The 24931-nt window shown below is 42.5% G+C and carries 25 protein-coding genes; 10 read left to right on the top strand and 15 right to left on the bottom strand.

Going from position 1 to position 24931, the window contains the following annotated elements; all coding sequences use genetic code 11:
* Positions 1 to 9: 9 nt before the first annotated feature.
* The 3 genes from J5X92_RS00850 to J5X92_RS00840 all read right to left on the bottom strand — a co-directional run bounded on the left by J5X92_RS00850 (position 10) and on the right by J5X92_RS00840 (position 3713).
* A complete protein-coding gene (locus J5X92_RS00850) occupies positions 10 to 1173 on the bottom strand; it encodes an ATP-binding protein (RefSeq protein WP_013785109.1) in 1164 nt (387 codons plus the stop codon).
* A gap of 132 nt (positions 1174 to 1305) precedes the next feature.
* A complete protein-coding gene (locus J5X92_RS00845; RefSeq protein ID WP_208804259.1) occupies positions 1306 to 2757 on the bottom strand; it encodes a sigma-54 dependent transcriptional regulator in 1452 nt (483 codons plus the stop codon).
* Between the two features lie 155 nt (positions 2758 to 2912).
* Positions 2913 to 3713, bottom strand: coding sequence for a flagellin (locus tag J5X92_RS00840; protein WP_013785111.1), 801 nt, complete (start codon positions 3711 to 3713; stop codon positions 2913 to 2915).
* A gap of 248 nt (positions 3714 to 3961) precedes the next feature.
* Between J5X92_RS00840 and pseB the strand changes: the two genes are divergently transcribed.
* From pseB to J5X92_RS00790, 10 genes are all read left to right on the top strand, one after another.
* A complete protein-coding gene (gene pseB, locus J5X92_RS00835) occupies positions 3962 to 4963 on the top strand; it encodes a UDP-N-acetylglucosamine 4,6-dehydratase (inverting) (protein WP_013785112.1) in 1002 nt (333 codons plus the stop codon).
* Positions 4960 to 6150 (top strand): UDP-4-amino-4,6-dideoxy-N-acetyl-beta-L-altrosamine transaminase, encoded by a 1191-nt coding sequence (gene pseC, locus J5X92_RS00830; protein WP_208804258.1) that lies wholly within the window; start codon positions 4960 to 4962, stop codon positions 6148 to 6150. Before pseB ends, pseC begins: the two co-directional genes overlap by 4 nt.
* A gap of 62 nt (positions 6151 to 6212) precedes the next feature.
* Positions 6213 to 6914: a pseudaminic acid cytidylyltransferase gene (pseF, locus tag J5X92_RS00825; protein WP_013785114.1), complete on the top strand. Its 702-nt coding sequence runs from the start codon at positions 6213 to 6215 to the stop codon at positions 6912 to 6914.
* Entirely contained in the window at positions 6908 to 8044 is a 1137-nt protein-coding gene (gene pseG, locus J5X92_RS00820; protein WP_208804257.1) for a UDP-2,4-diacetamido-2,4,6-trideoxy-beta-L-altropyranose hydrolase, read from the top strand. The genes pseF and pseG overlap by 7 nt, the downstream gene beginning before the upstream one ends.
* Position 8045: 1 nt before the next feature.
* Positions 8046 to 9095, top strand: coding sequence for a pseudaminic acid synthase (gene pseI / locus J5X92_RS00815; RefSeq protein WP_208804256.1), 1050 nt, complete (start codon positions 8046 to 8048; stop codon positions 9093 to 9095).
* A 4-nt stretch (positions 9096 to 9099) separates the two neighbouring features.
* Complete coding sequence (gene pseH / locus J5X92_RS00810; RefSeq protein ID WP_208804255.1) at positions 9100 to 9756, top strand: UDP-4-amino-4,6-dideoxy-N-acetyl-beta-L-altrosamine N-acetyltransferase; 657 nt, start codon at positions 9100 to 9102, stop codon at positions 9754 to 9756.
* Between the two features lie 23 nt (positions 9757 to 9779).
* Positions 9780 to 10049 (top strand): acyl carrier protein, encoded by a 270-nt coding sequence (locus J5X92_RS00805; RefSeq protein WP_013785118.1) that lies wholly within the window; start codon positions 9780 to 9782, stop codon positions 10047 to 10049.
* 4 nt (positions 10050 to 10053) lie between these two features.
* Positions 10054 to 11400, top strand: a complete 1347-nt coding sequence (locus J5X92_RS00800; RefSeq protein WP_208804253.1) for a fatty acid--CoA ligase family protein — start codon at positions 10054 to 10056, stop codon at positions 11398 to 11400.
* 4 nt (positions 11401 to 11404) lie between these two features.
* Complete coding sequence (locus J5X92_RS00795; RefSeq protein ID WP_208804251.1) at positions 11405 to 12142, top strand: SDR family oxidoreductase; 738 nt, start codon at positions 11405 to 11407, stop codon at positions 12140 to 12142.
* A gap of 159 nt (positions 12143 to 12301) precedes the next feature.
* A complete protein-coding gene (locus J5X92_RS00790; protein ID WP_208804249.1) occupies positions 12302 to 13798 on the top strand; it encodes a CDP-glycerol glycerophosphotransferase family protein in 1497 nt (498 codons plus the stop codon).
* A gap of 20 nt (positions 13799 to 13818) precedes the next feature.
* Here the strand turns inward: J5X92_RS00790 and J5X92_RS00785 are convergent, their stop codons facing one another.
* From J5X92_RS00785 to J5X92_RS00730, 12 genes are all read right to left on the bottom strand, one after another.
* The gene (locus J5X92_RS00785; protein WP_208804247.1) at positions 13819 to 14874 is read right to left on the bottom strand and encodes a hypothetical protein; all 1056 of its coding nucleotides are present in this window, start codon (positions 14872 to 14874) and stop codon (positions 13819 to 13821) included.
* A gap of 8 nt (positions 14875 to 14882) precedes the next feature.
* The gene (locus tag J5X92_RS00780) at positions 14883 to 15590 is read right to left on the bottom strand and encodes an acylneuraminate cytidylyltransferase family protein (protein ID WP_208804245.1); all 708 of its coding nucleotides are present in this window, start codon (positions 15588 to 15590) and stop codon (positions 14883 to 14885) included.
* Positions 15580 to 16647 carry a nucleotidyltransferase family protein gene (locus tag J5X92_RS00775; RefSeq protein ID WP_129737041.1) on the bottom strand — a complete coding sequence of 356 codons (1068 nt, stop codon included), beginning with the start codon at positions 16645 to 16647 and terminating at the stop codon, positions 15580 to 15582. The genes J5X92_RS00780 and J5X92_RS00775 overlap by 11 nt, the downstream gene beginning before the upstream one ends.
* Before the next feature lie 15 nt (positions 16648 to 16662).
* Positions 16663 to 17298 (bottom strand): acetyltransferase, encoded by a 636-nt coding sequence (locus J5X92_RS00770; RefSeq protein WP_208804243.1) that lies wholly within the window; start codon positions 17296 to 17298, stop codon positions 16663 to 16665.
* Positions 17277 to 18371: an N-acetylneuraminate synthase gene (gene neuB, locus J5X92_RS00765; RefSeq protein ID WP_208804241.1), complete on the bottom strand. Its 1095-nt coding sequence runs from the start codon at positions 18369 to 18371 to the stop codon at positions 17277 to 17279. The genes J5X92_RS00770 and neuB overlap by 22 nt, the downstream gene beginning before the upstream one ends.
* Entirely contained in the window at positions 18364 to 19254 is an 891-nt protein-coding gene (locus J5X92_RS00760; protein WP_208804239.1) for a sulfotransferase, read from the bottom strand. Before J5X92_RS00760 ends, neuB begins: the two co-directional genes overlap by 8 nt.
* A gap of 77 nt (positions 19255 to 19331) precedes the next feature.
* Positions 19332 to 20003, bottom strand: a complete 672-nt coding sequence (locus J5X92_RS00755) for a PIG-L family deacetylase (protein WP_208804237.1) — start codon at positions 20001 to 20003, stop codon at positions 19332 to 19334.
* Positions 20003 to 21031 carry a DegT/DnrJ/EryC1/StrS family aminotransferase gene (locus tag J5X92_RS00750; protein WP_208804235.1) on the bottom strand — a complete coding sequence of 343 codons (1029 nt, stop codon included), beginning with the start codon at positions 21029 to 21031 and terminating at the stop codon, positions 20003 to 20005. The genes J5X92_RS00755 and J5X92_RS00750 overlap by 1 nt, the downstream gene beginning before the upstream one ends.
* A complete protein-coding gene (locus J5X92_RS00745) occupies positions 21028 to 22359 on the bottom strand; it encodes an NAD(P)-binding protein (protein WP_208804233.1) in 1332 nt (443 codons plus the stop codon). Before J5X92_RS00745 ends, J5X92_RS00750 begins: the two co-directional genes overlap by 4 nt.
* Before the next feature lie 26 nt (positions 22360 to 22385).
* On the bottom strand, positions 22386 to 23576 hold the full coding sequence (gene neuC / locus J5X92_RS00740) for a UDP-N-acetylglucosamine 2-epimerase (protein WP_129737027.1): 1191 nt from the start codon (positions 23574 to 23576) through the stop codon (positions 22386 to 22388).
* Positions 23566 to 24216 carry a class I SAM-dependent methyltransferase gene (locus J5X92_RS00735; protein WP_208804231.1) on the bottom strand — a complete coding sequence of 217 codons (651 nt, stop codon included), beginning with the start codon at positions 24214 to 24216 and terminating at the stop codon, positions 23566 to 23568. The genes neuC and J5X92_RS00735 overlap by 11 nt, the downstream gene beginning before the upstream one ends.
* Positions 24206 to 24928 (bottom strand): WbqC family protein, encoded by a 723-nt coding sequence (locus J5X92_RS00730; protein WP_208804229.1) that lies wholly within the window; start codon positions 24926 to 24928, stop codon positions 24206 to 24208. The genes J5X92_RS00735 and J5X92_RS00730 overlap by 11 nt, the downstream gene beginning before the upstream one ends.
* Between the last annotated feature and the right edge of the window lie 3 nt (positions 24929 to 24931).

Below are 24931 nucleotides of genomic sequence, written 5' to 3'. Positions count from 1 at the left end.
TCCTAGCAATTAAGCGACATTTGAGTGAGGCTTATTGTGTTGCCCGATAGCCTGAGTGTTACAAGGCAATGCAAGCGTAAAGCAAGCACCTCCTTCATTAAGATTTACCACGCTAAGCGAACCGTTATGTGCTTTAGCTACCGATTTCACCACGGCTAACCCCAGCCCTGTACCATGAGTTTTGGTGGTAAAGAACGGCTCGAATATTTTATTGATTAGGGTATTGGGTACACCTGGTCCCTTATCATTAACGCAAAGTAGCACCTTATCTTCATGCACTACTGCATTAACTGAAACCGTGTAGCCCTTAGGCGTAACTTGACTCGCATTTTGAATAAGGTTCAGCACAGCACCTTGCAACGCGGTGAGATTCCCAGTGATAAGTGCATCCGTTGAATCGAAGCCATGAAAAGCAATTTTTTGTGCTTGCTGCGCAGTGATGGTTTGCGCATTCGGCTCAATGGCTTCTCGCAAGCTGGCAAGCGACAAGGTATTCACAACTTGTTGTTCACCAGACTTGGCGAACAACAGCATGTCATTAACTTGGCTTTCTAACTCTTTCAGTCTGTCTGTCATCTTTCGAGCAAATTGCTCAGATGCATGCTGGGGTAAATCTTTTCGCGTTAAATTAGAGGCATAAAGCATAGCGGCGGATAAAGGCGTGCGAATCTGATGTGCAAGCGATGCCACCATTTTGCCTAACGAAGATAAACGCTGCATATGGCTGACACTGGCTTGGAGCCGACGTGTTTCCGTCAAATCGGTAATAACAATTAGCTGCCCTGGCTCGTCTTCAAGTGGCGTTATAGAAAGTTTAACGCGACGACCATCTACCAATGACACTTCATGACCATCGTCTGCACGAGGGTTAAATGAGCGAGCAATGATGCTACGCCATATTTGTTCTTCTAACGGCTCACCCAGCAATGCCTTAGCTAAGTCATTGGCTTGACGCACAACCCCTTTGCCGTCAATAACGATGACGCCAGCTGGCATGACCTGAAGCAAGTTCTCCAAACGACTAGCTTGGCGACGAAGTGAACTGACTTCTGCTTCACTCACATACGACGGTGTTGCAGCCTCAAGCGCATGCTCGACACTAGGCACATCATAAGATGAAGTGAATTGTTCAGAAGATGAAGTACTGCTGTCGTGTGTGCTATCAAAAATCATATGGCTCTCGTCAATTTAAAGACGGTTTGTGTATATGATTTTATATAGCAGAAGGCATGCCAATTTTTTAGATGATATTTATCAGATAGTTACGATAATTTAAGGCAGAAGTTTAACGTCAGGTAATTGACGTTAAACTTCTTCCATACGCTGAATATCGTACTTACGCATTTTCTCAACAAGGGTAGTTCTACGCATTCCGAGCTTATCAGCAGCGCGAGCAACGACCCACTCTTGTTGTTCTAAGGCTTGGCGAATAAGGGTGATCTCAAGCTCAGAAAGATACTCTTTTAGATTAACCCCTTCTTCAGGAAGTGAGGAAGAAACCGGCAAGTCAGACTCTTCTTCTGGTTCATCGTACGGGTCTTGCGAAGCTGATTCTGCGAAAAGCGCATTAAACGCGTCTCGCTCTAGCAACTCTTCGGGGTAATCTGGTTCGTACGCGTGAATTTCACCGTACTGGTATTTCTCTGGAAGGTCGGCCACATCAACGATTTGACCGGGATAAAGTATACTCAGGCGCTCAACTAAATTTGAGAGTTCACGAACATTACCCGCCCAATTATGTTCCATTAACGATTCTATTGCGCGTTCAGTGAACCTCACACTATCTACACCATCCCCTTGAATACGGCTGTTGAGTTCTTGCAGCAGTAACGGGATGTCGTCTTTGCGTTGACGTAATGCAGGGCTATCAATAGGGAACACATTTAAGCGGTAGTAGAGATCTTCACGAAACTTATCTTCTTTGATCATAGTTTCTAGATGACGATGGGTAGCCGCAATAATACGAACATTGCATTGTTGAGGCTTACTACCACCCACTCGCTCGTAAATACGCTCTTGCAGTACCCGCAGCAGTTTGACTTGCATCTGCAACGGCATGTCGCCAATTTCATCTAGAAATAATGTTCCACCCTCGGCTAATTCAAAACGGCCTTTTCGCGCACTTATAGCTCCAGTAAACGCGCCTTTTTCGTGACCAAATAGTTCACTTTCAAGAAGCTCGCCGGGAATAGCACCGCAGTTAACAGGAATAAAGGGGCCATCTTTACGTTCTGACAAGAAATGTACATTACGTGCTACCACTTCCTTACCTGTACCAGACTCCCCCAAAATTAGCACTGTTGCCTCTGTTGGAGCCACTTGCTCTACCAACCTACGCACAATCTGAATTTCGTCGCTTTTACCAACCAAACTTCTAAACAGGCGAGTTTTAGACCCACCAGCGCGGGTTTTACCCGGCTTTCTGCGGCTGTATTCTTGGCATCGGTGAATTGATTGCGTTAGTACTGGGTAAGTAAGCGGTAAGGTGATCACGCTGACTAAATTGCACGACGCGGCCACTTCGCCATTTGAATGTAAAATGGCAACGAATGGTATGTGTGGAAAACGAGCAACCAGTGAATTCACCACTGACGGTGACGCGTACTCAATAAGTACCGCATCTGCGCCCTTTTCTTTCAGGTAACTTTCACAGTCAGAAAGCCCTCGTGACTGACACGACTCTCCCAAAAAGGTGACTATGGTTTCTAAGCTATGAATTAGTTCCTGGCTATCACTAACCAGCAAAATATCCTTCATCAAATCCCCGAGAACGCTTTGTTATTATTTACAGTTTAGCGCATTTGTAAATTGTAACGACAAAAGATCGCAGCGCAACTGGTGTTTTCGGAAATGTAGCAATAAAAAAAGCAGGATTCCCTGCTTCTTTCGAATAACTCACTCAAATTTAATGTTTAACTGAGCAACGCCAAAACCTGCCCTTGCTGCTGATTCGCTTGGGCTTGAACCGTTAAAGCCGCTTGTCCTTGCACATCATTTGCCGCTTGTTGAGAGCTTGCTTGAGCGTAATCTAAATCTTGAATTCGACTACGTGCTTCTGCGGTGTTCACATTGGATTGGGTTAAATTTCGAGCAGTACTAGCCAAACTATTTTGCGTAGCGCCCAAATCCCCACGTGCGCCACCCAAAATTTCTATCGCTTCGTCAGTGGCACTTAACGCATCATCAACACTACTACCAGAGGTTAAATCGATAGAAAGAACATCTGATAGTTGGCTGCCAATATCTTGGGTTTTAACATCAACTGAATTGCCACCATTCGCCCCAACTTGAAAACTTAGCGCGCCGTTGTCTGACAACAAGGGTTTACCTGCAAAATTGGTTTGTTCAATGGTAAAGCTGATGTTCTCTTGAAGCTGTGATATTTCAGATTGCAGTGCTTGACGGTCGCCGTCGCTTAAAACGCCATTACCTGACTGAATGGTAAGTTCACGTATACGGTTAACATCATCATTGATGTTACTTAACCCGCCTTCAGCGACTTGGGCTAACGAAATGCCATCATAAACGTTATTAACAGCCTGACGATTGCCTTCAACCTCAGAGGTTAAACGGTCAATAATTTGTTGGGCCGCTGCGCCGTCTGAAGCGCTATTAATTTCTTTGCCGGACGCAAGTTTTTCCAAAAGCGTATTTTGCTTTTCTTGTACTTGCTGAAGAAGCGAACTGCCTATGTCAGAATCAACTTTCAACATATTAACCTCCGGTTAAGTGATAATTACGGTAATTAGTTCAGTAATTATACAGCATTTTACGATACTCAAGTACCCCACTTCATCATTAATAAGTATACATTGACATACTCATATATAGATTGGCGTGCTAAATTTGTATTTAAAAGCGAAATATAGCGAATAGGAACTGTTAAAAACTAATGGTTTATGGCATTCGCGCCGACACATGATATATTTATTTTCATAATGATAAAAATAGCGAGCGAGACATGTTCGACGGTAAATCAATACTGATAACAGGTGGTACTGGGTCTTTTGGACACAAATATACAGAAACCTTGTTGTCTCGTTACAAACCTAAGCGCTTAATCATCTACTCTCGTGATGAACTCAAGCAATACGAAATGCAACAGAAATTTAACGCCTCTTGTATGCGATATTTCATTGGTGATGTTCGTGATAAAGACCGGTTAACCCGTGCTATGCAAGGTGTTGATTATGTTATCCATGCCGCTGCTATGAAGCAAGTGCCTGCTGCAGAGTACAACCCAACCGAGTGTATACGCACCAATATAGATGGCGCTGAAAATGTGATTAACGCCGCCATCGATAACGGTGTGAGTAAAGTCATTGCATTATCCACTGACAAAGCGGCTAATCCTGTCAATCTATACGGTGCAACAAAACTCGCTTCAGATAAATTATTTGTAGCTGCTAATAATATGGTTGGCGGTAAGAAACCTCGATTCTCAGTGGTACGCTACGGTAACGTTGTGGGATCTAGAGGCTCAGTGGTGCCTTTTTTCAATAAATTAATTGATGAAGGTAACGACCATATACCTATTACGCATCAAGATATGACGCGATTCTGGATCACGCTTCAGCAAGGCGTAGATTTTGTATTGAAAAACTTTGCGCGTATGCTTGGCGGAGAGATTTTTGTTCCTAAAATCCCCTCTATTCGCATTACCGAATTAGCAAAAGCGATGGCACCTAACTTACCTATAAAGATTATTGGTATACGACCAGGTGAAAAGCTACACGAAATGATGTGCCCCGGCGATATGGCGTTTCACACTTACGAATTTGACGATCATTTCGTGATTGCGCCGGCCATTAAATTCTTTCACCGCAGCAACAATTTTACTAGCAATGCCCTTGATGAAAAAGGTAAGCCAGTAGCGGAAGGTTTCGAATATATATCAGATACAAACCCTTCGTTTTTAACTGTTGATGAAATAATTCAGTTTAACGAGGAGTCTGAGGCATGATCCCTTATGGTCGTCAGCATTTAGATGACGATGATATTGAGGCAGTAGTGTCAGCCCTAAAATCGGATTGGCTTACACAGGGCCCCGCTGTACCTAAGTTTGAACAATCGATGGCCAGTTATTGCAATGCCAATCATGCTGTAGCAACCAACAGCGCCACTTCCGCATTACACCTTGCCTGCTTGGCACTCAATGTGGGTTTAGGTGATTGTGTATGGACATCACCAAACTCTTTTGTGGCATCAGCAAACTGCGCCCTTTACTGTGGCGCAGATGTGGATTTCGTGGATATTGATTTCTCCACCGGCAATATGTGCATGCGCGCCCTTGCTGAAAAACTTGAAGCGGCAGAACGCGACAACGCGCTACCTAAAGTACTGATACCCGTTCATTTTGCAGGGCAGTCCTGCGACATGGCTGAACTTGCGAAACTTGCAACACGGTATCAATTTCGAATAATCGAAGATGCTTCACATGCGGTAGGCGCTCGTTACAACGACAAAAACGTAGGTAGCTGCGAGTTTTCAGATATTTGTATTTTTAGTTTTCACCCCGTTAAAATCATTACCACGATGGAAGGTGGTATGGCGCTTACCAATAGCGAAGAACTGCACAACCAAATGGCACTTCAAAGAAGTCATGGTGTATCTTCCGATCCCGCTTTACTAACCGAACCTTCCCACGGTCCTTGGTATTATCAGCAGCACTTGTTGGGCTTTAACTACCGCATGAACGATGTAGAAGCAGCACTAGGTTTAAGCCAACTTGCTAAATTGCCCCAATTTGTAGAAAAGCGTAATCAACATGCTGAGCGTTACAACCAGTTATTTTTTGAAATGCACGAGCTGCTGGCCGATAGCCAAGTCGAGATAGCACCGTTAGTCGTCGACGAAAACAGCTATAGTAGTTTTCACCTCTATGTGGTTCGGTTCATTGGCATTGATGACACTCAGCATCGCCAGGCTATAACGTTCTTGCGCGAACAAGGTATTGTAGGGCATGTTCATTATATTCCGATTTATCTTCAGCCTTACTATCAAGCTTTAGGCTTCAAAAAGGGTTATTGCCCGAATGCCGAAACCTACTACACACAAGCAGTTACCCTTCCACTATTTCCAGATCTTACGCCTTCACAAATTTCATTTGTGGCCGATAAAGTAAAAGAAGCACGCTTACTCGTCGCTTGATAAGTGCCGCGAGTACAAAAAATGAAGCCGTAATGAAAGCAAAGGTATAGAGCACGTTACTCATGAATATAGCCATTATTCCAGCCCGAGGCGGAAGTAAGCGCATTCCTCGAAAGAATATTAAGTTATTTCGGGGTAAGCCTATTATTGCCTACTCAATAGAAGCCGCACTTAGCAGTATTGCTATTGATAAAGTCGTGGTGTCCACTGACGATAGGGAAATTGCCGATATTGCCATTCAATATGGCGCAGAAGTTCCTTTCTTAAGAGAGGTATCACTGGCAGACGACAAGACAGGTACTACGCCGGTAATTCGCAGTGCGCTAGAATCGTTAGTCGCTCTGGGGTGGGATGTTAATGTTTGTGCGTGCTTGTATGCTACCGCACCTTTTTTAAGTGGGTCGCTAATGGATGATGCTGTTCACCGGCTTCAGCAAGATAATGCTGAGTTTGTCTTTACGGTAAATCAATTCTCTTTCCCTATTCAACGAGCACTATTGCAATCTGAATATGGTGAAGTAATGCCATTTAATCCTGAAACGATTGGTAAACGCTCGCAAGATTTACCCGACACCTTTCATGATGCTGGGCAGCTATACGTTGCTTATGCCAATACATGGCTAGATAAAACTAAGCGGGTATTTTCTCCTCAATCTCGCATGATTAAACTCCCATCACACCTTGTTCAAGATATCGATACACCCGAAGATTGGAAGCGTGCAGAAGTGTTGTACAAAGTACTTAAAGAGATGGGTGAATGTTAAAAGTCGCTTTCCGCGTTGATGCTTCCATCGCTATTGGTGCTGGCCACGTTATGCGGTGCCTTACCTTGGCTCGAGCACTGCGTAACGGTGCGTATTGCGAATTTATTGTCAGTCACAGCGGGGCTGCGCTTTCATCCAAGATAAAAGCTTCTGGGTACGATGTACATGTTATTGCTGATATAGACAACGACCCGGCGCAACACGCGGCGAATACATTAGCGGTAATGTCGCCTGAAACTGACCTGATTATTATCGACCACTATAGCTTAGACGCTCACTACGAAACACGTTTATACAAGAAAGTTTCGGGTGTGATGGTGATTGATGATCTTGCCAATAGAAAACACCACTGCGATCTGCTTTTAGATGGCAACTTGCTGCCAAATAGCACTTCACGATATGAAAGTCTTGTTCCGAAAGATTGCATCACGCTTTTGGGGCCACAGTACACGTTATTGCGAGAAGAGTTCTACGCGGCTTCCCCTAAAAGAACCGCAAAAGGAAACCTAAACCACATACCCAACATCGCACTTGAAACCAACGAGAAAGAAAAAAGAAAACGTATTCTAGTTTGCTTTGGGGGTACAGATCCCGAGAATGTAACCGATAAAACCTTATCAGCGATAAGTAAGCTGGACGCTTCACTTTTTGACGTTGATGTTGTGATTGGTAGCCAACATGTGGATTACGCCCAAATTGTTACCAAGGTGGCGCAGTTTCCTACTATGACATTGCACGTAGATACCACACAAATGGCAGTGCTTATGCAGCACGCGACAATAATGATTGGCGCAGGTGGAAGTATGCATTGGGAGCGCTGTGTTTCGGCTCTGCCTAGCATTGTTATAACACTTGCCGCCAACCAAGTCGCGACAACACAATATCTGTCAGAATTGGGAGCCTGCAACTGGCTTGGTGAAAGCGAAACAGTTACGCAGGACGCCATTGCGCATTCTGCCTTTGCGTTATTGAATGACGCAACCGCTCGACAACACATGTCTCAAATCGCCTCTAAGCTCGTTCCAATAGATGGCGGCGCTGTTGCAGTGGTTGACGTCATAGTCGCGCAGATGAACAAGATAAAAGGCAATACAGTGTTAAACAGAAAAATATTAAGAGAGGAAGGCTAACGTGGATACATTTTCAATTGGTCATCATACTATTGGTGACACTCAGCCCCCTTTTATTATTGCAGAATTATCCGGTAACCATAACCAAGACCTTGATGTTGCATTGGCCATGGTAGACGCTGCCGCCAAGGCTGGTGTTCATGCGTTAAAGTTACAGACTTACACTGCTGATACCATGACATTAGATATTGCTACTGGCGAGTTCTATATTGATGATGAGAGTAGCCTGTGGCACGGTTCGTCTTTATATCAGTTATATGAAAAAGCCTTTACACCATGGGAGTGGCATAACGCTATTTTTGAACGCGCTAAAGCAAAAGGCATGGTTGCCTTTAGTACGCCATTCGATCTCACTTCAGTCGCATTTCTGGAAAGCCTAGACGTACCTTGTTATAAAATAGCCTCATTTGAAAATACCGACCACGCGCTTATTGCTGCCGTGGCTAAAACGGGCAAACCCGTTATTGTGTCTACCGGTATGGCGAGTTTGACAGAAATTTCAGAAGCGGTAGATGTGTTACGTGACAACGGCTGTGAAAATTACGTGCTACTTAAATGCACTAGCCAATACCCTGCCGACCCAGTAAACGCTAACTTACTGACCTTGCCCCATTTAAAAGCCATGTTTGGATGCCATGTGGGATTATCTGATCACACTACAGGCATAGGGGTAGCTATTGCCGCTGCCGCACTCGGTGCAAGTGTTATTGAAAAACATTTTGTTATAGATAGAAATGCAGGCGGTGTGGACGCAGCATTTTCTTTAGAACCTAAAGAATTTAAACAGCTAGTAGAAGAAAGTCAGCGCGCACGTATTGCAGTGGGCGAAGTCAATTATGGCTGTACCGAGGCCGAGATTAATTCACGGGTACACAGGCGTTCGCTTTATATCGCTAACGATTTGAAGGCGGGTGATATTTTAACGCCAACAAACTTGCGCTCAATTAGACCTGGTCTTGGTTTACCTGTGAAAAATTTGCCCATGTTGTTAGGAAAGCCTGTCAAATGCGATGTGACAAAAGGCACCCCTATGAGCTGGGATCTTATTTAATCCCATGACACATATTCCAGTAGTAGCTAATGCGAAAACAACTAGCACAAAAGCTAAAATGTCACCTAATAGCCAATTTATACCTTTAAACGACACACACCTTGAAACGGTGCTTAGGTGGCGTAATTTACCGCATATACGCGCAAACATGCATTCGACCAATGAGATAAGCTGGCAACAGCACCTTAGCTGGTTTGAAACACTTAAAAATGATTCAAAGAAGCAGTTCTTTGTGTTTTTGCAAAACGAGCGCCCTGTTGGAGTATTAAATTTCACCCTAGTTGACGCCATTGAGAACCCTCATGAACTGACAACACCCTGCTTGGAATGGGGGTGTTATATAGGTGAGGACAATGTGTGGCCGGGGTCAGGGTTATTATTGGAAATTGCCGCACTTGATTACGCATTTATCGGTAAAAATGCAGCGACATTGTATGCTGAGGTGCTGTCGTTCAACCAATCAGTGCTCAAAATGCACAAGTTGTTTCAATACGATGCACTTGAAGATCGAACAGACGAAAAAACAGACGGCACTATTGTTACGGTAAAGCGCTTTTTATACCATCAAAAGCAGTGGCTTTTAAAACGGGAAAAAGTGCTTTCAATGCTACCAAAACAAATTGGCGCAGCCGCACAATATATACATTTTGCTAAACCTTAAACCATCAATAATGAACGAGACTAATGAGCGATTTAAACAGAACTGAGTTAGCGCAAACTATTTTAGATACTATGTCCAATGTAGCTGTCATTGCAGATTGTACGCTCATCGACACCATTAATGATGAAACCGTACTGCTTCAAAGCGGTTTAGATTCACTGGGGTTTGCCATGTTAGTGGCGCAGCTTGAAGAAGACTTAGGTATTGACCCTTTCAGCGAGATGCAACTAGCCGTATACCCACGTACTTTTGGAGAATTCACCACGCTTTATGCAAGTGCATTAAAGGGCTAACAGGGTGTTATCGCTGCTCGAGCAGGTTTCAAAATTTACAGGTATTGCCCTTGTTCACAATACAAGGGCAGAGAGTAGTGTTAATGATAACGCTCAAGCTATTCAATACACCACTTACGAAACCCTAATTGCCAAAGCCAAAGCATTACGCGCTAAGGGAAATTTGCCTTGCCAGGCGGTACTTACTTTTGATGATCTAACCACCTTTGTAACCTATTTGCTAGCCTATGAAGGCGTGGTGGAAAATTTATATCTACAACCTGAAGCCCCGCTTGCCCTCCCTAATACAAGCAACGCATATAACAGCAGCACAAACACGGTAGATAACACACACATAAAACCAGCTGCAACCGTGTGGCACTTAGCCACGTCTGGCACGACAGGTACGCCCAAATGGATTGCTCATACTAGCTCTAGTTTATGCCGCGCTATTAAACACGGACGGCAACATCAGCAAACCCGCTGGGCATTATGCTACCAACCCTTTCGCTATGCAGGCCTGCAAGTAATCTTACAAAGCCTGCTCAATGGCGCCACGTTAGTAGATTGCACCACCGCAGATACCGCCCAAAAAGTAGATATCATTAGGCGCGAAAAAGTAAATGCGATTTCCGCCACCCCCACCCTCTGGCGTCAATTTTTATTAAGCGGCGCTTTTTCAGATAGCTCGCCTACTTTCACTATCGAGAAGATAACTCTTGGGGGAGAAATTACCGATGCCCCGTTGATGGCCCTATTGGCAAGCCAATTTTCGAACGCAAAAATTATGCATGTATATGCATCTACTGAAGCTGGTGTAGGCTTTGCGGTTACCGACGGTCAGCCTGGTTTCCCAAAACGATGGCTAACTTCGGGAGTGAATGGTAATAGCTTAAAAGTGGATAGCGAAAATGTACTTTGGATCAAGGCTAACGCAGCGCAAAACACTAAATTAAACAAGATAAATAACACCATTGTAGAGGTCGATTCACAAGGCTACGTAAACACAAATGATGTAGTAATAATTAAAGACAATCGTGTTTACTTTAAAGGCAGAGCAAATGGTGCCATTAACGTCGGTGGGCAAAAAGTGCACCCCGAACATGTAGAACAAGTGCTATTACAATCGCCATTAGTGTCACAAGCTCGAGTCTATGCAAAGCATAGTAGCATCATGGGGCAACTCGTTGTGGCCGATGTTGTGCTTTGTACTAGTAAAGACACTGAGACAAAACCCGCGATTGCGTTATTGCTACATTGCAAAAAGCATCTTGACCGATTCGAAATACCTACAAAACTTAACGTTACTGATAGCATAGCCATCAACGCCACAGGCAAGATAGGCAGAGCACAGCAAGCGTCTACAGAGTAAATATATGCAGCAGCCAACATCAAATAAGAAACTAGTGATTGTGACGGGCGCGAGTCGCGGGTTAGGCCTTGCAATATGCCACCTGCTGGCAGCCGATAACTACCAAGTGGTGGCAATTTCACGGGCAAGTAGTGCCGCCCTTGATGCATTGTGTAGCAGCAATAATGTTAGCCATATTCCATTTGATTTAGGGAACCTTGAATCACTTCACGAACTGACTAAATCAATAGTGAAAATACACGGTAGACCTTACGCGCTTATTAACAATGCCGCCGTAGGGTTCGATGGTGTATTGGCCACTATGCATAATAGCGAGATAAACACACTGCTGAATGTGAATGTTCAAGCGCCCATTTTACTGACCAAATATTTGTCTCGCGCCATGTTACTTAACCGCACAGGACGAATAATCAACATTTCCTCGATTATTGCCAATACAGGGTTTAATGGTTTGAGCGTTTACGCCGCCAGTAAAGCGGCGCTTGAAGGATTTACCCGTTCCCTTGCTCGGGAAGTCGGCAAAGCCGGTATAACGGTGAATTGCGTAGCCCCTGGCTACATGCAAACTGACATGACAGATAGCCTTACTGGCGACAAGCTTGAAGCGGTGAAACGCCGTAGCCCCCTTGGCACACTTGCTACGCCTGAAGATGCGGCGGGGGCGGTATTATATTTATTAAGTGATAGCGCAAAATCAATTACGGGTACAACCATAACTGTTGATGCTGGCAGCACTGCTTGAATATTTGGCTTAAATTTTTACTTTGGCAGTCAACGTCATGGCTACGTTTTATTATTTATTCTTTATAAATTATAAAACGTAGCCACGCACTAGATACGGATTGGCCACGCATTGGCATTGGCATTGGCATTGGCGAAAGCTTAACGAGAGCGCATTACTATGCAGAGTAATTTTAATACCTCACAACCAGTATACGTAGCGCCAGCCAACCCAGCAGGAAGGGCGCTTGCGAGTGCACTAACGGCTGAAGGGTTTAATGTCTGCGGGCTTGCTGACAATTTAAAGCAGGCAGATGGAATTATAAACTCGCACGCTCAATCAAAACCTGATGCCATGGTTATTCTTTGTAGCGGCCCTTACACACACAGTGTCGCCAAAGGGCTTATAGCAAGAGGGTTTAGCCCAAATCAGCTTTATACCTCGGTTGAAAGCGAGAGCGTCGCCACAGCTCAAGCTCCAAACCCATCCCCAAAGGGTGGCACGAACCTTCGCTCGACAATTCGACCGTACAAAACGCCTATAAGCGAAAAATTTAAGTCATTACGGTTTACGTTATTCTCATTCATCATCAAGGTATTGAGAAGCATGGTTCCTCAACGGGGCTATGTGTACTACGCGGAACAATTTTTCGATACCAACATGCTGTTAGCATACCGACAACACCGTAGACAACACCCTGATGAACCTTGGTTGATAGGCAGAGACATCAAGCAAGATTTAACCATGCTGGATGCCGACAACCATCTATTACGCTTGTTTTCGCTTCAGGGGCTATGGCACATGGTGCGGGCTAAAAAAATGGTGGTAGACCATGAGTTCACCGGCAATACCTTCACCCTTTTTAGAAGGTTTATTCCTGTCATACAGCTATGGCACGGGTTACCTTATAAAGCGTTGAGCGGAAATATTCATTACCCTGACATTTGTGATGATGCTTTCATATCTAGTTCATCATGGTTTAACGAACACGTCTTTCCCACTATTTTTAGGGCCAAACGCTATTTAGATTACGGCTACCCTCGAAATGACGTTTTTAGTCAATTACCTCAAGAACGAGACTGGATCAACGCCGAGCCGCTTAGCACATTGACGCATATTCAAAACACCACAGGCAGTATTATTGTTTATGCCCCCACTTACCGCGATTGGGGAGATAACGATTACCCATTAGATTTGGATAAGATAAACGAATGGTGCGAAAAAAATAAACGCTCTTTTGTTTTAAAATTTCACCCTTTTATTTCAAGGCAATTTGGCGATGCCATGGCGCTGCCTGATAGTGAAAATGTGCAAGCCCTGCCTTCGCACCCTCACCTTTATTTATACCCCAGTGGAAAGAATATATATCCTTGGCTGGCAGATGCAGAAACCTTAATTACTGACTATTCATCAATCGCGTATGATTTTTTATTAGCAGACAAACCAATTATTTATTTTCAATATGACAAGCAGGATTATCTGAAATTACGTGGTAACACCTTGGTTAGTGACAGTGATTTTATTGCGGGGGAAGTAGTAGAAGACGTGAACAGTATGCTTCTGTGCCTCAGCGTGCATGGTCCGTTTACATTACCTGAACAAAAAAGCCTTAAGAAAAAGTTTAATATTAAAACTCAACAATCTGCCTTTTTAATCTCTTCTTATGTACGAGAATGAGGAGCAATTATTGCTCATTGTTACCTGATTGAATCAGCAAGCTTAATAGTTCTAATACTTGGTTCTTTATCAATATATTTATACACTGTCTCCAACCCTTGAAGGTTATTACACGCAGTAAAATTCCAAACGTGTGAGTCGGCAGCGTCTTCCCACGTGGTCATGAATGGTTGAACGCACACAACATCTATATGGGGAAACATCCGAGCACACGTAAAGAGAGCGGTCGTATGATAACTCACTATAGTCGCAGGCACCTCTTCCCTCTCTGCCAGTTCATTTTCTATTGGCTTATTGAAGCGCTTGACAGCAATCCCCAATGCTTCAACCTTACTCAACAGTAAGTCACTTTCGATCCGATGAGGCACATAGATTATCGACTTCCCAGGAAATTCTTCTGCAGTTCTGGCTATCAATGCTACGTATTTTTCAAGTGTAATGTAACCGACAGTAACGGCGCCGACGCCTAAAATGAAAGCCTGATTTTGATTTAGTTTTTTATGGGTTCTTTGAAGGTGCAAAAGCGGGTTTTTAACAACAGAAAGCCACGGAAGCGATGCCAAATTAAACATAGTAAATAGTGACAGGCTGGGTAACTCTTTTGTCTCAATGCCTAACTTCTTCCTAGTTTGAAGCGCTAATTGTCGCCTATCATCATCAGAATCATAGGGGAAATCGAAAAACTTTCGATGCGTAAACAGGTATTCATAAAATATAACGGTGGCGTTGCCATCATCCATGAGAACCGTATTTTCTGCTTGTAAAGTACAGACTATATCGCGTTGCCATTGCTGGCGTATTGCACTGAAAAAAACGTTCTTGTAGCCGGTTTGGATAAAGGTTTTAATAAACTTGCCATAGGCTTCTATGCGATCGGATATTTTACCTTCAACGCGGGGCACTTCGAAAAGCTGTGTTGGATTAAGTTCTACCAACCTGGCTTGTAGCTGTTGATAAGTATCGGCACGATTGCAGTCGTTTATTATCACATCGTAATTATCTATCCTATAAACCGCGATAGCATCTATGATGTTGTAGACTTGTGACGGTGTATCGACGATAAAAAGTGTGCGCATGAATTATCCTAAACGCGTTTACTAAATAAAAATTCAGCAAACTCAAAATCAAGTTTTTCGTCGATATCAACCGAATGAGAACGATCCATGACATAAGCATAACTATCTGGGATATTGAAAAACGTTTTTTCAGTGTCGATAGTCAACATGCTAGCAATATAAATTGCGCCATTTAAGCGAAAATACGAAGGTAAATCTTGGCTTCGAGCACCAATGACATCATCTCGTATGAACGCACTCATGCTCTTATTATCATTTAACGTATTCGACCAAAGTGGAGAGTGTTCACATTCAGTTACCGACACAACTGCGGTCGCATTTTTTTCTTCAAATAAACGAAAAGCACCCTCAATATCTTCTTTTGTCCGTAAAGGGGAAGTAGGTTGCAGTAAAATCACACCTTGATAGGATTTGTTAGATAACCTTGCTTCTGCAATTGCATGAAACAATACATCCATTGAACTGGCAGAATCTGATGCTAATACTGATGGCCTGTCGATTAAAGCTACATTTTCATTATATTGCTGAACTACGTTCCTAACGTTTGCATCATCAGTAGTAACAACTATATCTAAGTCGACATCAGCTGCGATGGCAGACTCTATTGTCCATGCAATTAGTGGTTTTCCGTTAATAATGCGATGGTTTTTACCGGGTAATCGCTTACTCCCTGCTCTTGCAGGAATAACGGCTAGATAACATGGTTTACAACTCACTGAAAGCTTCCATCACAAACTGTTGCGCCTTTTTAAAGTCACCTAGACGGCCAATGTCTAGCCAGTCTTCACTTATTTCGTAATAAGTGACTTGTGAATCAGTCTCAATTAATTGGGTGACTATAGTGGGTACATCTATTCTCACCCCTTTATCAAGCGCACTAATAACAGTAGGCTCAATTACGTATATTCCCGCGTTAACTAAATACTGATTTGTAGGTTTCTCGACAATATTAGTTACAGCGCCATTGTTAGTGTTTACCACACCAAAAGGCACTTGCTGCTCATATCCTCTTAAGCACATCGTCATACTTGCTTCAGAGGTTTCGTGGTGTGCTAATAGCGATAGAAAATCTAAATTAGTGAGTAGATCACCGTTCATTAATATGAGCGGTAAATTGATTTCTTCTTCTGGCAATAAAGATAAAGCGCCGCCTGTGCCCAGAGGCTCTTTTTCATCGATATAACTAATCTGAATATCCCGTTCATGGCCATCACCAAAATAATCCTTAATAGTATCAGCCATGTAATGAGTGGAAATATAAAATTTCCAAAAACCTGCTTCGACAAAACGCTCTAAAATAATTTCTAATATAGGTTTATCACCTACATTTAACATAGGTTTGGGGCAGGTATCGGTCAGCGGCTTGAGCCTGGTACCAAAGCCTCCTGCCATAAGGCAGACAGGGTTATCGATACGAGGTTTTTTTAATAGCTCATAAAGAAAGGAGATGCCAACTACATGCTGCTCTTCATCAACAATAGGCAGTTGAAGTAGGTCGGTCCTTTCCATGAAAGACAACAGCCTTAACCGGCTCCACGCTTTTGTTGCGAAACGTGGTTTTGTATTCATTACATTTGACACAGGGGAGTTGAGATCTATCTGCTTGATTAATGCTCGACGAATATCACCATCTGTTAACGTTCCTAGTAGGACATTGTTTTCATCTACCACAACGAGGATACGTTTCGCACCGTGGTCTAACTTTTTGACTGCATCCACCAGCGATATACTAGGCTGGACTAACAAATCTCTCCAATCAAATTTCTTATTCATCTCATCACCGCCGTGTTACTCATCAGGTTTAGCAGGGCACCCTTTTACACACGAAAAAGGCTGAATATCATTGACCACTACCGCACCTGCGGCAATGACCGAATCGTGGCCAATGCTTACACCTTGAATTAAAGTAGAAGAAGCGCCGACATACACATGTTCGCCTACCTTCACTTGACCACATAATGTTGCACTAGGGGCAATATGACTGTGTGCAGACACATGAACGTCATGATCAACACTTGCTCGAGTATTAATAATAACGTTATCGGCACATACAACATTTGCTTGAACTATTGCTCCGGCCATTACTTGGATCCCTTCACCAAGGCTCGCCGAGGGCGAAACACTGGAAAATGGGTGGATGAGAGTTTTGAAGTTGAATCCAGACTTTTTGAAAAATGCATAAAGCGATTTTCGAGAGTGGTTATTCGGCAAGCTACCCAAGCCCAAAACTAAATCTACATCGTTGGGTGAAAAACGGGATAAAAAATCCCTTTCACTGATCAATGGAAATCCATTCCATAGCGTTTCGTTGGGCGTTTTATCTACGACAGCAACACAGGTGAAATTCTGCTGTAAAAGTATATCAAGCAATACTCCAGCATGCCCACCGGCTCCAATAAGAGCTATTGGCTTTTGAACTGACATACCGGTTCCATCGCAATATAGTTTCGAGACGCAGTCTGTCCAATAAAGCGCCAATACTCACTGGCACAAATACCTATTGGACTTCTAGCAGTGGTAAGATTTTCTTCAGTGAATAAAGCGCCTTCACCAATTTCATGCTTAGCAACTATTCTCTGTCTGGCAATTTTTTGTGTTTCAAATTCGTTAGGCTGAGGAAATTTAACCGTGCGCCCCAATGACATCTCAGTATCTCTTATCATTGAAATCATGTCGCAGAGCTCTTTGGGCTCTAGTGAGCACAAGTGATCAGGCCCTTCCATTTCGCGCGACAATGTAAAGTGCTTTTCGATACAGACTGCGCCTAAAGCCACTGCTGCAGAGGGGGTGACAACAGAAAGAGTATGATCACTAAACCCCACGTCAATATCAAATGTTGCCGCAAGCTGAGCCATACTATTCAAATTTGCTTGATGTAACGGAGTTGGGTATTCACTTGTACAGTGCAGTAAAGTGACATCGTTAAGCTTTTCACCTGCATTTAATGCTGTTGCACGATATTGCATAATTTCTTGTTCAGATGAAGGTGGAGTCGTATTACTTCGGCTGTATTGAATAAACGCTAGCGCAAAATCGATGTCACCTAGCGTCGCCATTCCAGAAGATATTATTAATGGTTTTCCCACTCTTGCGGCGTGCCACAATAGCAGTGCGTTACGTATCTCACCTGAAGGTATTTTAATAAATGGCATATCAAACTGCGAAAGAAATGCTAGGCTTTGCACATCGAAGGCCGTTGACATAAAAGCTATTTCTTTTTGTTTACAGTATTTAAATAGTTCTAAATGCGCTTCATTTGAAAGTTCAAGCTTGGTTAACATGGCGTGTTGACCGTCATCAACCCCTGTATTTTTAACTTGGTACTTGGCTTTGGGCGTTGTTTTAGTTACCAAGGCACTCGCATCAAATGTTTGAAATTTGACTGCATCAGCTTTTGCTTCTACTGCCACATCAATTAACTGCTTTGCCAGTGCAATATCACCATTATGATTAACCCCTGCTTCAGCAATTACATAAGTTTTTCCTGTTTTAGTCATTAATATTCTCTTCGTGTAAAGGGTAACCCTGCTGTGCAAGTGGTAAATTAAAATGGCTTTGCATTAACATATTTGATTTTGCAAATTGCGTATGTATTCCTCGCTGGGTCTCACTATCTATGTGTATATTAGAGGAGGTGAAAATACGCCTGATAATATAGGGGTCAATATACTCTTGAAGGTATTTTCGAATATAAAACCTTGAACGTGGTTGGCGAGTGAACCGCTTAGGACCTAATGAATTAAACCGACTTGGAATGATGTAATTTAAAAGTCGTAAAAATCCGAGTGTTTGGCGAGATAAACTCACATTTTTATGTTCAGTAGATATCGCAGAAAAAGGTCTATCCGACGCTATTTGCATCCATTGAAATAACCTCTCAGTTTCATTTTCTGGAGCCTGCTTTAGCCGCTCATAAGTCTGAATATAAACGTTGCTGTGACCAAACAGCTCACAATATAACGAGGCTACCTTAAAATAATCCAGATAAACTAAATTAAACCCAACACGATAGGGGTAATCTAACGACAAAAAATCTTCTAATTTCCAAGTTCCACCTTCTTGAACATATTGGGCGTAAAGCGACTTAATAAGTGATAACTGCTCTCTAATATAGAAAATAACTTTCGCGTTTGGGAAGCATTGCTTTAAGCGACTTGCAATTCTCACTAATCCATCGGAATTGAAAGCGGAATCGCCAAGTAAGTGCTCCCAAGAAATAACCACTTTTCTCTGTTTCGATTGGGCAACAATTTTTAAAACACGTTGTACAACCAATTGGGGATCAAAATCTAAATCATGCGCAGCCACTAAATGCAGCCCCCAATCACTCAATTTATATTTATTCCCTATCTGTAATAAAGATGGTACCTCTTCATACACGTGAGTTTGCATCCACGTTGTAGCTGTTTTCGGATACCCCACGTGGATGAATAACTCAACGTCGTCGATATTTAGCATTACCAGCGCTGCCGTAGGATTACAAATGCTTCTGCTGCATCGACAAACGCTTGTGAACCTCTTAATACCTCAAGCGCTTCTACAGCCTTAAAGCTTCGGGGAAAAGGATGAGTTTGCATCTCAGATTCATAACATTTTAAAATTTGGTGCTTTTGCTCGATGTACTCAGACGTATCTACGTACATATTGGGTTGAAACTGCGTATTTAGCGGGCTCAGTCCATAATCGGTTTCAGATAGTGTTTCATAACAGATTATTGATGAAACGTAAGGCGCTCTGAATGTTTTCGTTACTGAAATAATGGCTTGGTACACGACTTTATGATCACTATGAACATCAAACGCATAGGGTAAATATAAAGTATCTGGCTTAATAGACTCTAGCGTATCTTTTAACGCATTAAGTAACTGCCCCATCGGAACATTGTCTAGGCCAGCAGGCTGAAAGCCTAAGTTAATAACAGAGTCAAATTCATACAACTTTGCAACCTGTTCTACGGTATTCACCCTCTGCTTTTTTTGTTCCTGTGTATAGGCATCGCTGGCACTCATGTCAGTAACAATACACCAGTGCACCTCATGCCCTAATGATTTGTGCTTTAAGAGTGTACCGCCACACCCTAAACTTTCATCATCAGGGTGAGGAGCGAAAACCACCACTTTTTTGTTCATTAACACATGCCTCTATCGAACTGTTTTTGCATTAAATTAATAACAACGTCTTGCGATGCGCTAGATAAAGAAGGATATAAAGGGATGGAAACGTTTTTATTGAAAGCCAATTGTGCGTTGGGGTATATCGACAGATCGTTAACCCAATTTGTTACCGGTTTCACCATTTCCACTTGAGATCCTAGTGATAATATCAATTCATCAGCGTTATTTACTGCTACTACGTAACGATACCACACCCTATTTCCAAGTTTTCCCACACAATGTGTTGCCAGATAATTATTACAGAGGTAACGACTAGCTAACCGCTTTCGGCTTTTTAATAGCTCGTTAGCAACATTTATCTTACTTAACGCTAATGCTGCATTAAATTCATCAGGCTTAATATTTAGGCAAAAACCGTCAGGCTCCTCAGAGTACCCTACCCTGCGCGCCTTTAGTTGCTCGTAAACCTCTTCGTCATTAAGCAACAATACGCCCATCTCTGCAGCACCAAACAGCTTAGTGGCATAAAATGACTGAATCGCTATATCACCTCTAATAGCAGGACTATTGTTATCATTAATCGCAAAGCCATGTGAACAATCTTCTATAACAATTAGCCCGTTGGCTCTTAATTCAGAAATATTGGCAGGGATCCCAAATGTGTTAACAGCAATGACAACGTCGACGTCGTGGGTATTAGCTAGAGAGGCGGCATGAGAAGCATCAATATTGCAAGTATTGGCTTCTATTTCACAAGGAAGTACGTTCGCGCCAAGGGATAATACGGTATTGCAAATAGCGCTGCAGGAATAGGCTGGTACGATTACGTTATCACCATATTTAACACCCGACGCTATTAATGCTAAACGCAAGGCCATTGATCCGGAAGATACGGCTAGCGCATGGGGTCTGTCAAAATACTGAGCACAAGCTTCTTCGAAAAAAGACACTGCTTTACCCATCGTATAAAACTCACTGTCGACAACTTCATGCAACGCACGCTTGTCAGAATGAGAAAAGTCGATGACATTATGCGGGATCACGTTATTTTCCCTTCTTCCAGTTTGGCTTGTAATGAAGTAAATGTTCTAATCATGACATCATTTGAGAAAAAAGTACTCGGCTCAGCCGAACCCACCAGATGTATGTTTTTAAACATATCTGTGACTTCACTACACAATTCGCGCGCGTTAGATAAAGCGCCTAAATGTTTGATTGGGAAACCGTTAAGCACCTGAGTTTCATGGCTACTCATTACTTTCGTATCTGCTGACACTATTCCCATCTCTACAAGTTGGCGAAAAATGTCAGCTTCATCAAGATTAGGGTTTTGTGCACGCTCGCCAATAACTTCAACGGTACATCTGTACGATTTTTGTTTATCGTTCCTTCCCGAGAAATTCTCATACAAAGTGACACGATAGGGATCAACGTGGGTATCAAAGCAATTTACGTAATGACACAACGTTAAATAAGGAATATCAAACACAAAATGAAAAAGCTTAATTTTAGTACGTTGATAGTATTTGGAAAAATTTTCACTACTTTGCTGTGAGACTAAAGGAAGTAATGTTTCAATAGGCGCAGACCAAATCACCTGATTACAGGTAAAAGTTGAGCTATCGTCGAAATTTAACTTTTCAATTTTATGATTATCTACCTCAAACCCAACGGTCTTCTTCCCATGAAGAAATTTAACCCCTAATTGTTCTAACTGTACTTTTAAATGCGCTATCCAATCACTTACGCCTTTACCATTTGAGGTGTAGAACGCGGTAGGTATTTTTTTTCCTTGAGGATGTATTCGCGAATTTTCAAGACGAGTATTTGGGGAAGTACTGCCACTATGTTGGGATAAACGATCTAAAGCAAAGTATCGCTGAACTTCTGGTTCAAGCTTTTCTGCGTCGCATGGAATAAACTTTGCCAAGCTTGGTAAGAAAACATTGTTAGTAAGGTACTTGCCGAATCTGAAAAGATAATCATCTACACAATTAATCTCTTTTTCGGGAAGTTTCACGTTGTCATCGAGGTCATCATAGGTAGAACGACTTAATATATTATGATGGTTTTCGTCTAATTGACCATCGTAATAATTTCCCCCGCTAATCCGCGTAATTTTTTGCCAAACATCATCTTCATATAGTGCGCCAAACAACCATTCATCTAATTCATCAATCATGGTTTCAGCGGGAATGTGGGTTCCAATGTCAAAGCTTAAACCGCCTATTTGATGAGAGACGCCAAGCAAACCACCAAGATTAGGGCTAGCTTCAATAACGACGACATCATGTTTAGGGTGCGCTTTTTTTAACGTAAATGCAGCAACGATACCACCGATACCGCCCCCTACAATTGCAATTGTAGACATTATTATTCTCGACTAGAAATTCTCAATTAAAAGGTAATTTGTTTGGCAAACACTTGTTTCTTTATCGGCAGCTCCATTAAAATCTTCAATACACGAGAGGCCATCAATCCATCACCGTATAAGCTTTGATTCGGATTTAATTGGTCTCGGAATGTTTCATCATACAACGCGGTTTGTACCGCTTTACCAACAGCATCTTCGTTACTTTCACAAAATATAACGTTACCTGAATGCTCTCTACCACGCTGTCGCTCACCTATATTGATAGCAGGCAGGCCTAGATAATCTGCTTCATGAAACGCAAGCGATGAATTACCCATTAATAAGTCAGCATGTCGGAGTAAATTTATGAATGCATCTCTTGAAAGGTTTTTGTATACCTGAACACCTTCGAGTCCATTTATAAACTTCACGATTTCAACAGAGCCAGGGTCCGAATTAGGGACACCCATAATCACCTGTAGTCCAGCTTCGGTCGCTTTTTTAACACCGGCGCTAATTTCTAATTTGGCAATAGCAAAATCACCATTTAATGGGTGATGGATAAACACAGCATAGGGAGACTCAGTATGTAGTGCTGTAGCTTTTCTTAATGCATCACGAGACAGGTGAGGTGTTAAACGCAACCTATCGACACCGCCGCTTCCTACAGTGTGTACCCGCCAAGGCTCTTCACCCAACTTTAAAATTCTCTCGCTATGAGAAGAGGTCATCGTTAAATGAAGATGACTTAACTTTGTTGTTGCATGCCTTGATTGCTCATCAACGTTCCCCCCTTCGGGGTTAGTGCTATCTCCCCCTGCGAGGTGAACAATGGGCACGTTCATATAGTTTCCAACCATAGCAGCAACCAGAGGTTCTTCACGATCACCTAAAACTAAAAGTAGATCTGGAGAATGCTCTTCAACGGCCTCTCCTAGCCCTTTCATCAGTAGTGCACATGATAAGACTCTATTTGTTGTATCGTCTTGTTCTATGGTGGTTTCAATGCGGGAACAAATAGTGAATCCATCTTGTTCAATTTCTTTTACTGAGTAATTATGAAGCGGTGTAAGATGGGCGCCCGTAACAACCACAGACACATCAAAATTATCAGAGTTATGCATTTCGTTTAGTAGCGGGTACATAAGGTCATACTCACTACGAATCCCAGTGACAGCCATCACAGAAATGCAATGGCGGCTCTCTTCGAGTAAACCCAAGAACTCATTTTTCATAGTGAAAAACCCAATGACGTGAATAGGACTCGCCAAGCAAAGGGCTTTGCATTAGCCCAATGTCAATCGACTCACCTACGCTATTTTTAACACTATTCTCGCAAGGGAAGCAGAGAATTCTAGCCCCTTTTTGACTGGAGATTTGCGATTCAAACTCATATTCGCTAATGGGGACAGCGCTACGATGAGAAACGTCGCCATAAGCTGGTACTGTGCCTAACATTTTACCACCGGGCTTTAATACGCGTTTGAATTCTTGAATTCGCTTATCTAGAGAACTTATCGTGTTGTAACCTAAAACATGCCAAGCATTGATAAGTGAGAAACTGTTATCTTCAAAAGGTAATACGTCTGAATTAACATTTAACAGTTCGGCTTTAAGAGACTCATCCTTTAATATTTGCTGGTTAATTTCTATCACCGCATCTGAGATCTCTATTCCCGTTACTTGATGACCACGCCTTAGCATAACCCGCATATTTGCCCCACCACCAAAGCCATAATCCAGTACGGTTGGATTTGCCTCCACACTGGTGTACCTATTCAGTAATGTAACGAACGTACTGTCAGGGTATTTAAGTAAAGATAGCTTTTGCTGGTAAAGTTTATCCCACACAGATTCATTCACATTATGACTCATAATGGTACTCTCCGGGTTTATGTAGATACTCTATTATCGACTCAATGTCGTCTTGCATTAGCCAGTCTAGAATTGATAAACCTGATGCTTTCTCTTTATGTATTTGATGGTAGGTATCAAATTCATTATTTAAGAAGCGAAGAGTGAGGCTTTTTCTTCGGAAATCGTCATCATTCAAATACGCTTTTGCGCCCACACCAGACAAATAGATAGCACATTGAGTTTGCAGACAAGTATCTATTACCAGTTGGTTTTTCTTGCTGTTCACATTCAACTCAGAAAGTAGCACTAGTTTATTTTTTATTAAGAAAATAGAACGAAAATAATTAATTAGCGCAAAGTTAATGGTGTGCAAGCTTCCTTCTGTATCGTTAATACACTGTGCAATATCATCAAAGTAGCGCTTAAAAAAGGGCGCTTTCCCATAGCTACTTCGAATACTTTGTATATGCTTTTTTTTCCACTTATTGTTTACTGGCTGCTTTTGATCAATGGTGTCTTTTAGGCTTCCAGATACTGGCACAGTAAGCCATAGCGGGCCGTTGGAGGAATTGATTTGATTTCTATTTTGCACACCGTTTTTTTGGTACTGCACACTATCCATCAAGACGAAAGTATCCGCTAAAGCCATCTTCCTAAAATAAGGAGCCCAAGGCAGGTACTGACTTTGGTGCATGGCAAGAACAGTATTGCTAAGCGATAAGCTCTCCACAAA

Source organism: Alteromonas sp. K632G (genome assembly GCF_017653625.1).
Lineage (GTDB): Bacteria > Pseudomonadota > Gammaproteobacteria > Enterobacterales > Alteromonadaceae > Alteromonas > Alteromonas naphthalenivorans.
Note: the sequence above shows the minus strand (reverse complement) of the source record. Positions and strands in the feature narration are given on the sequence as shown.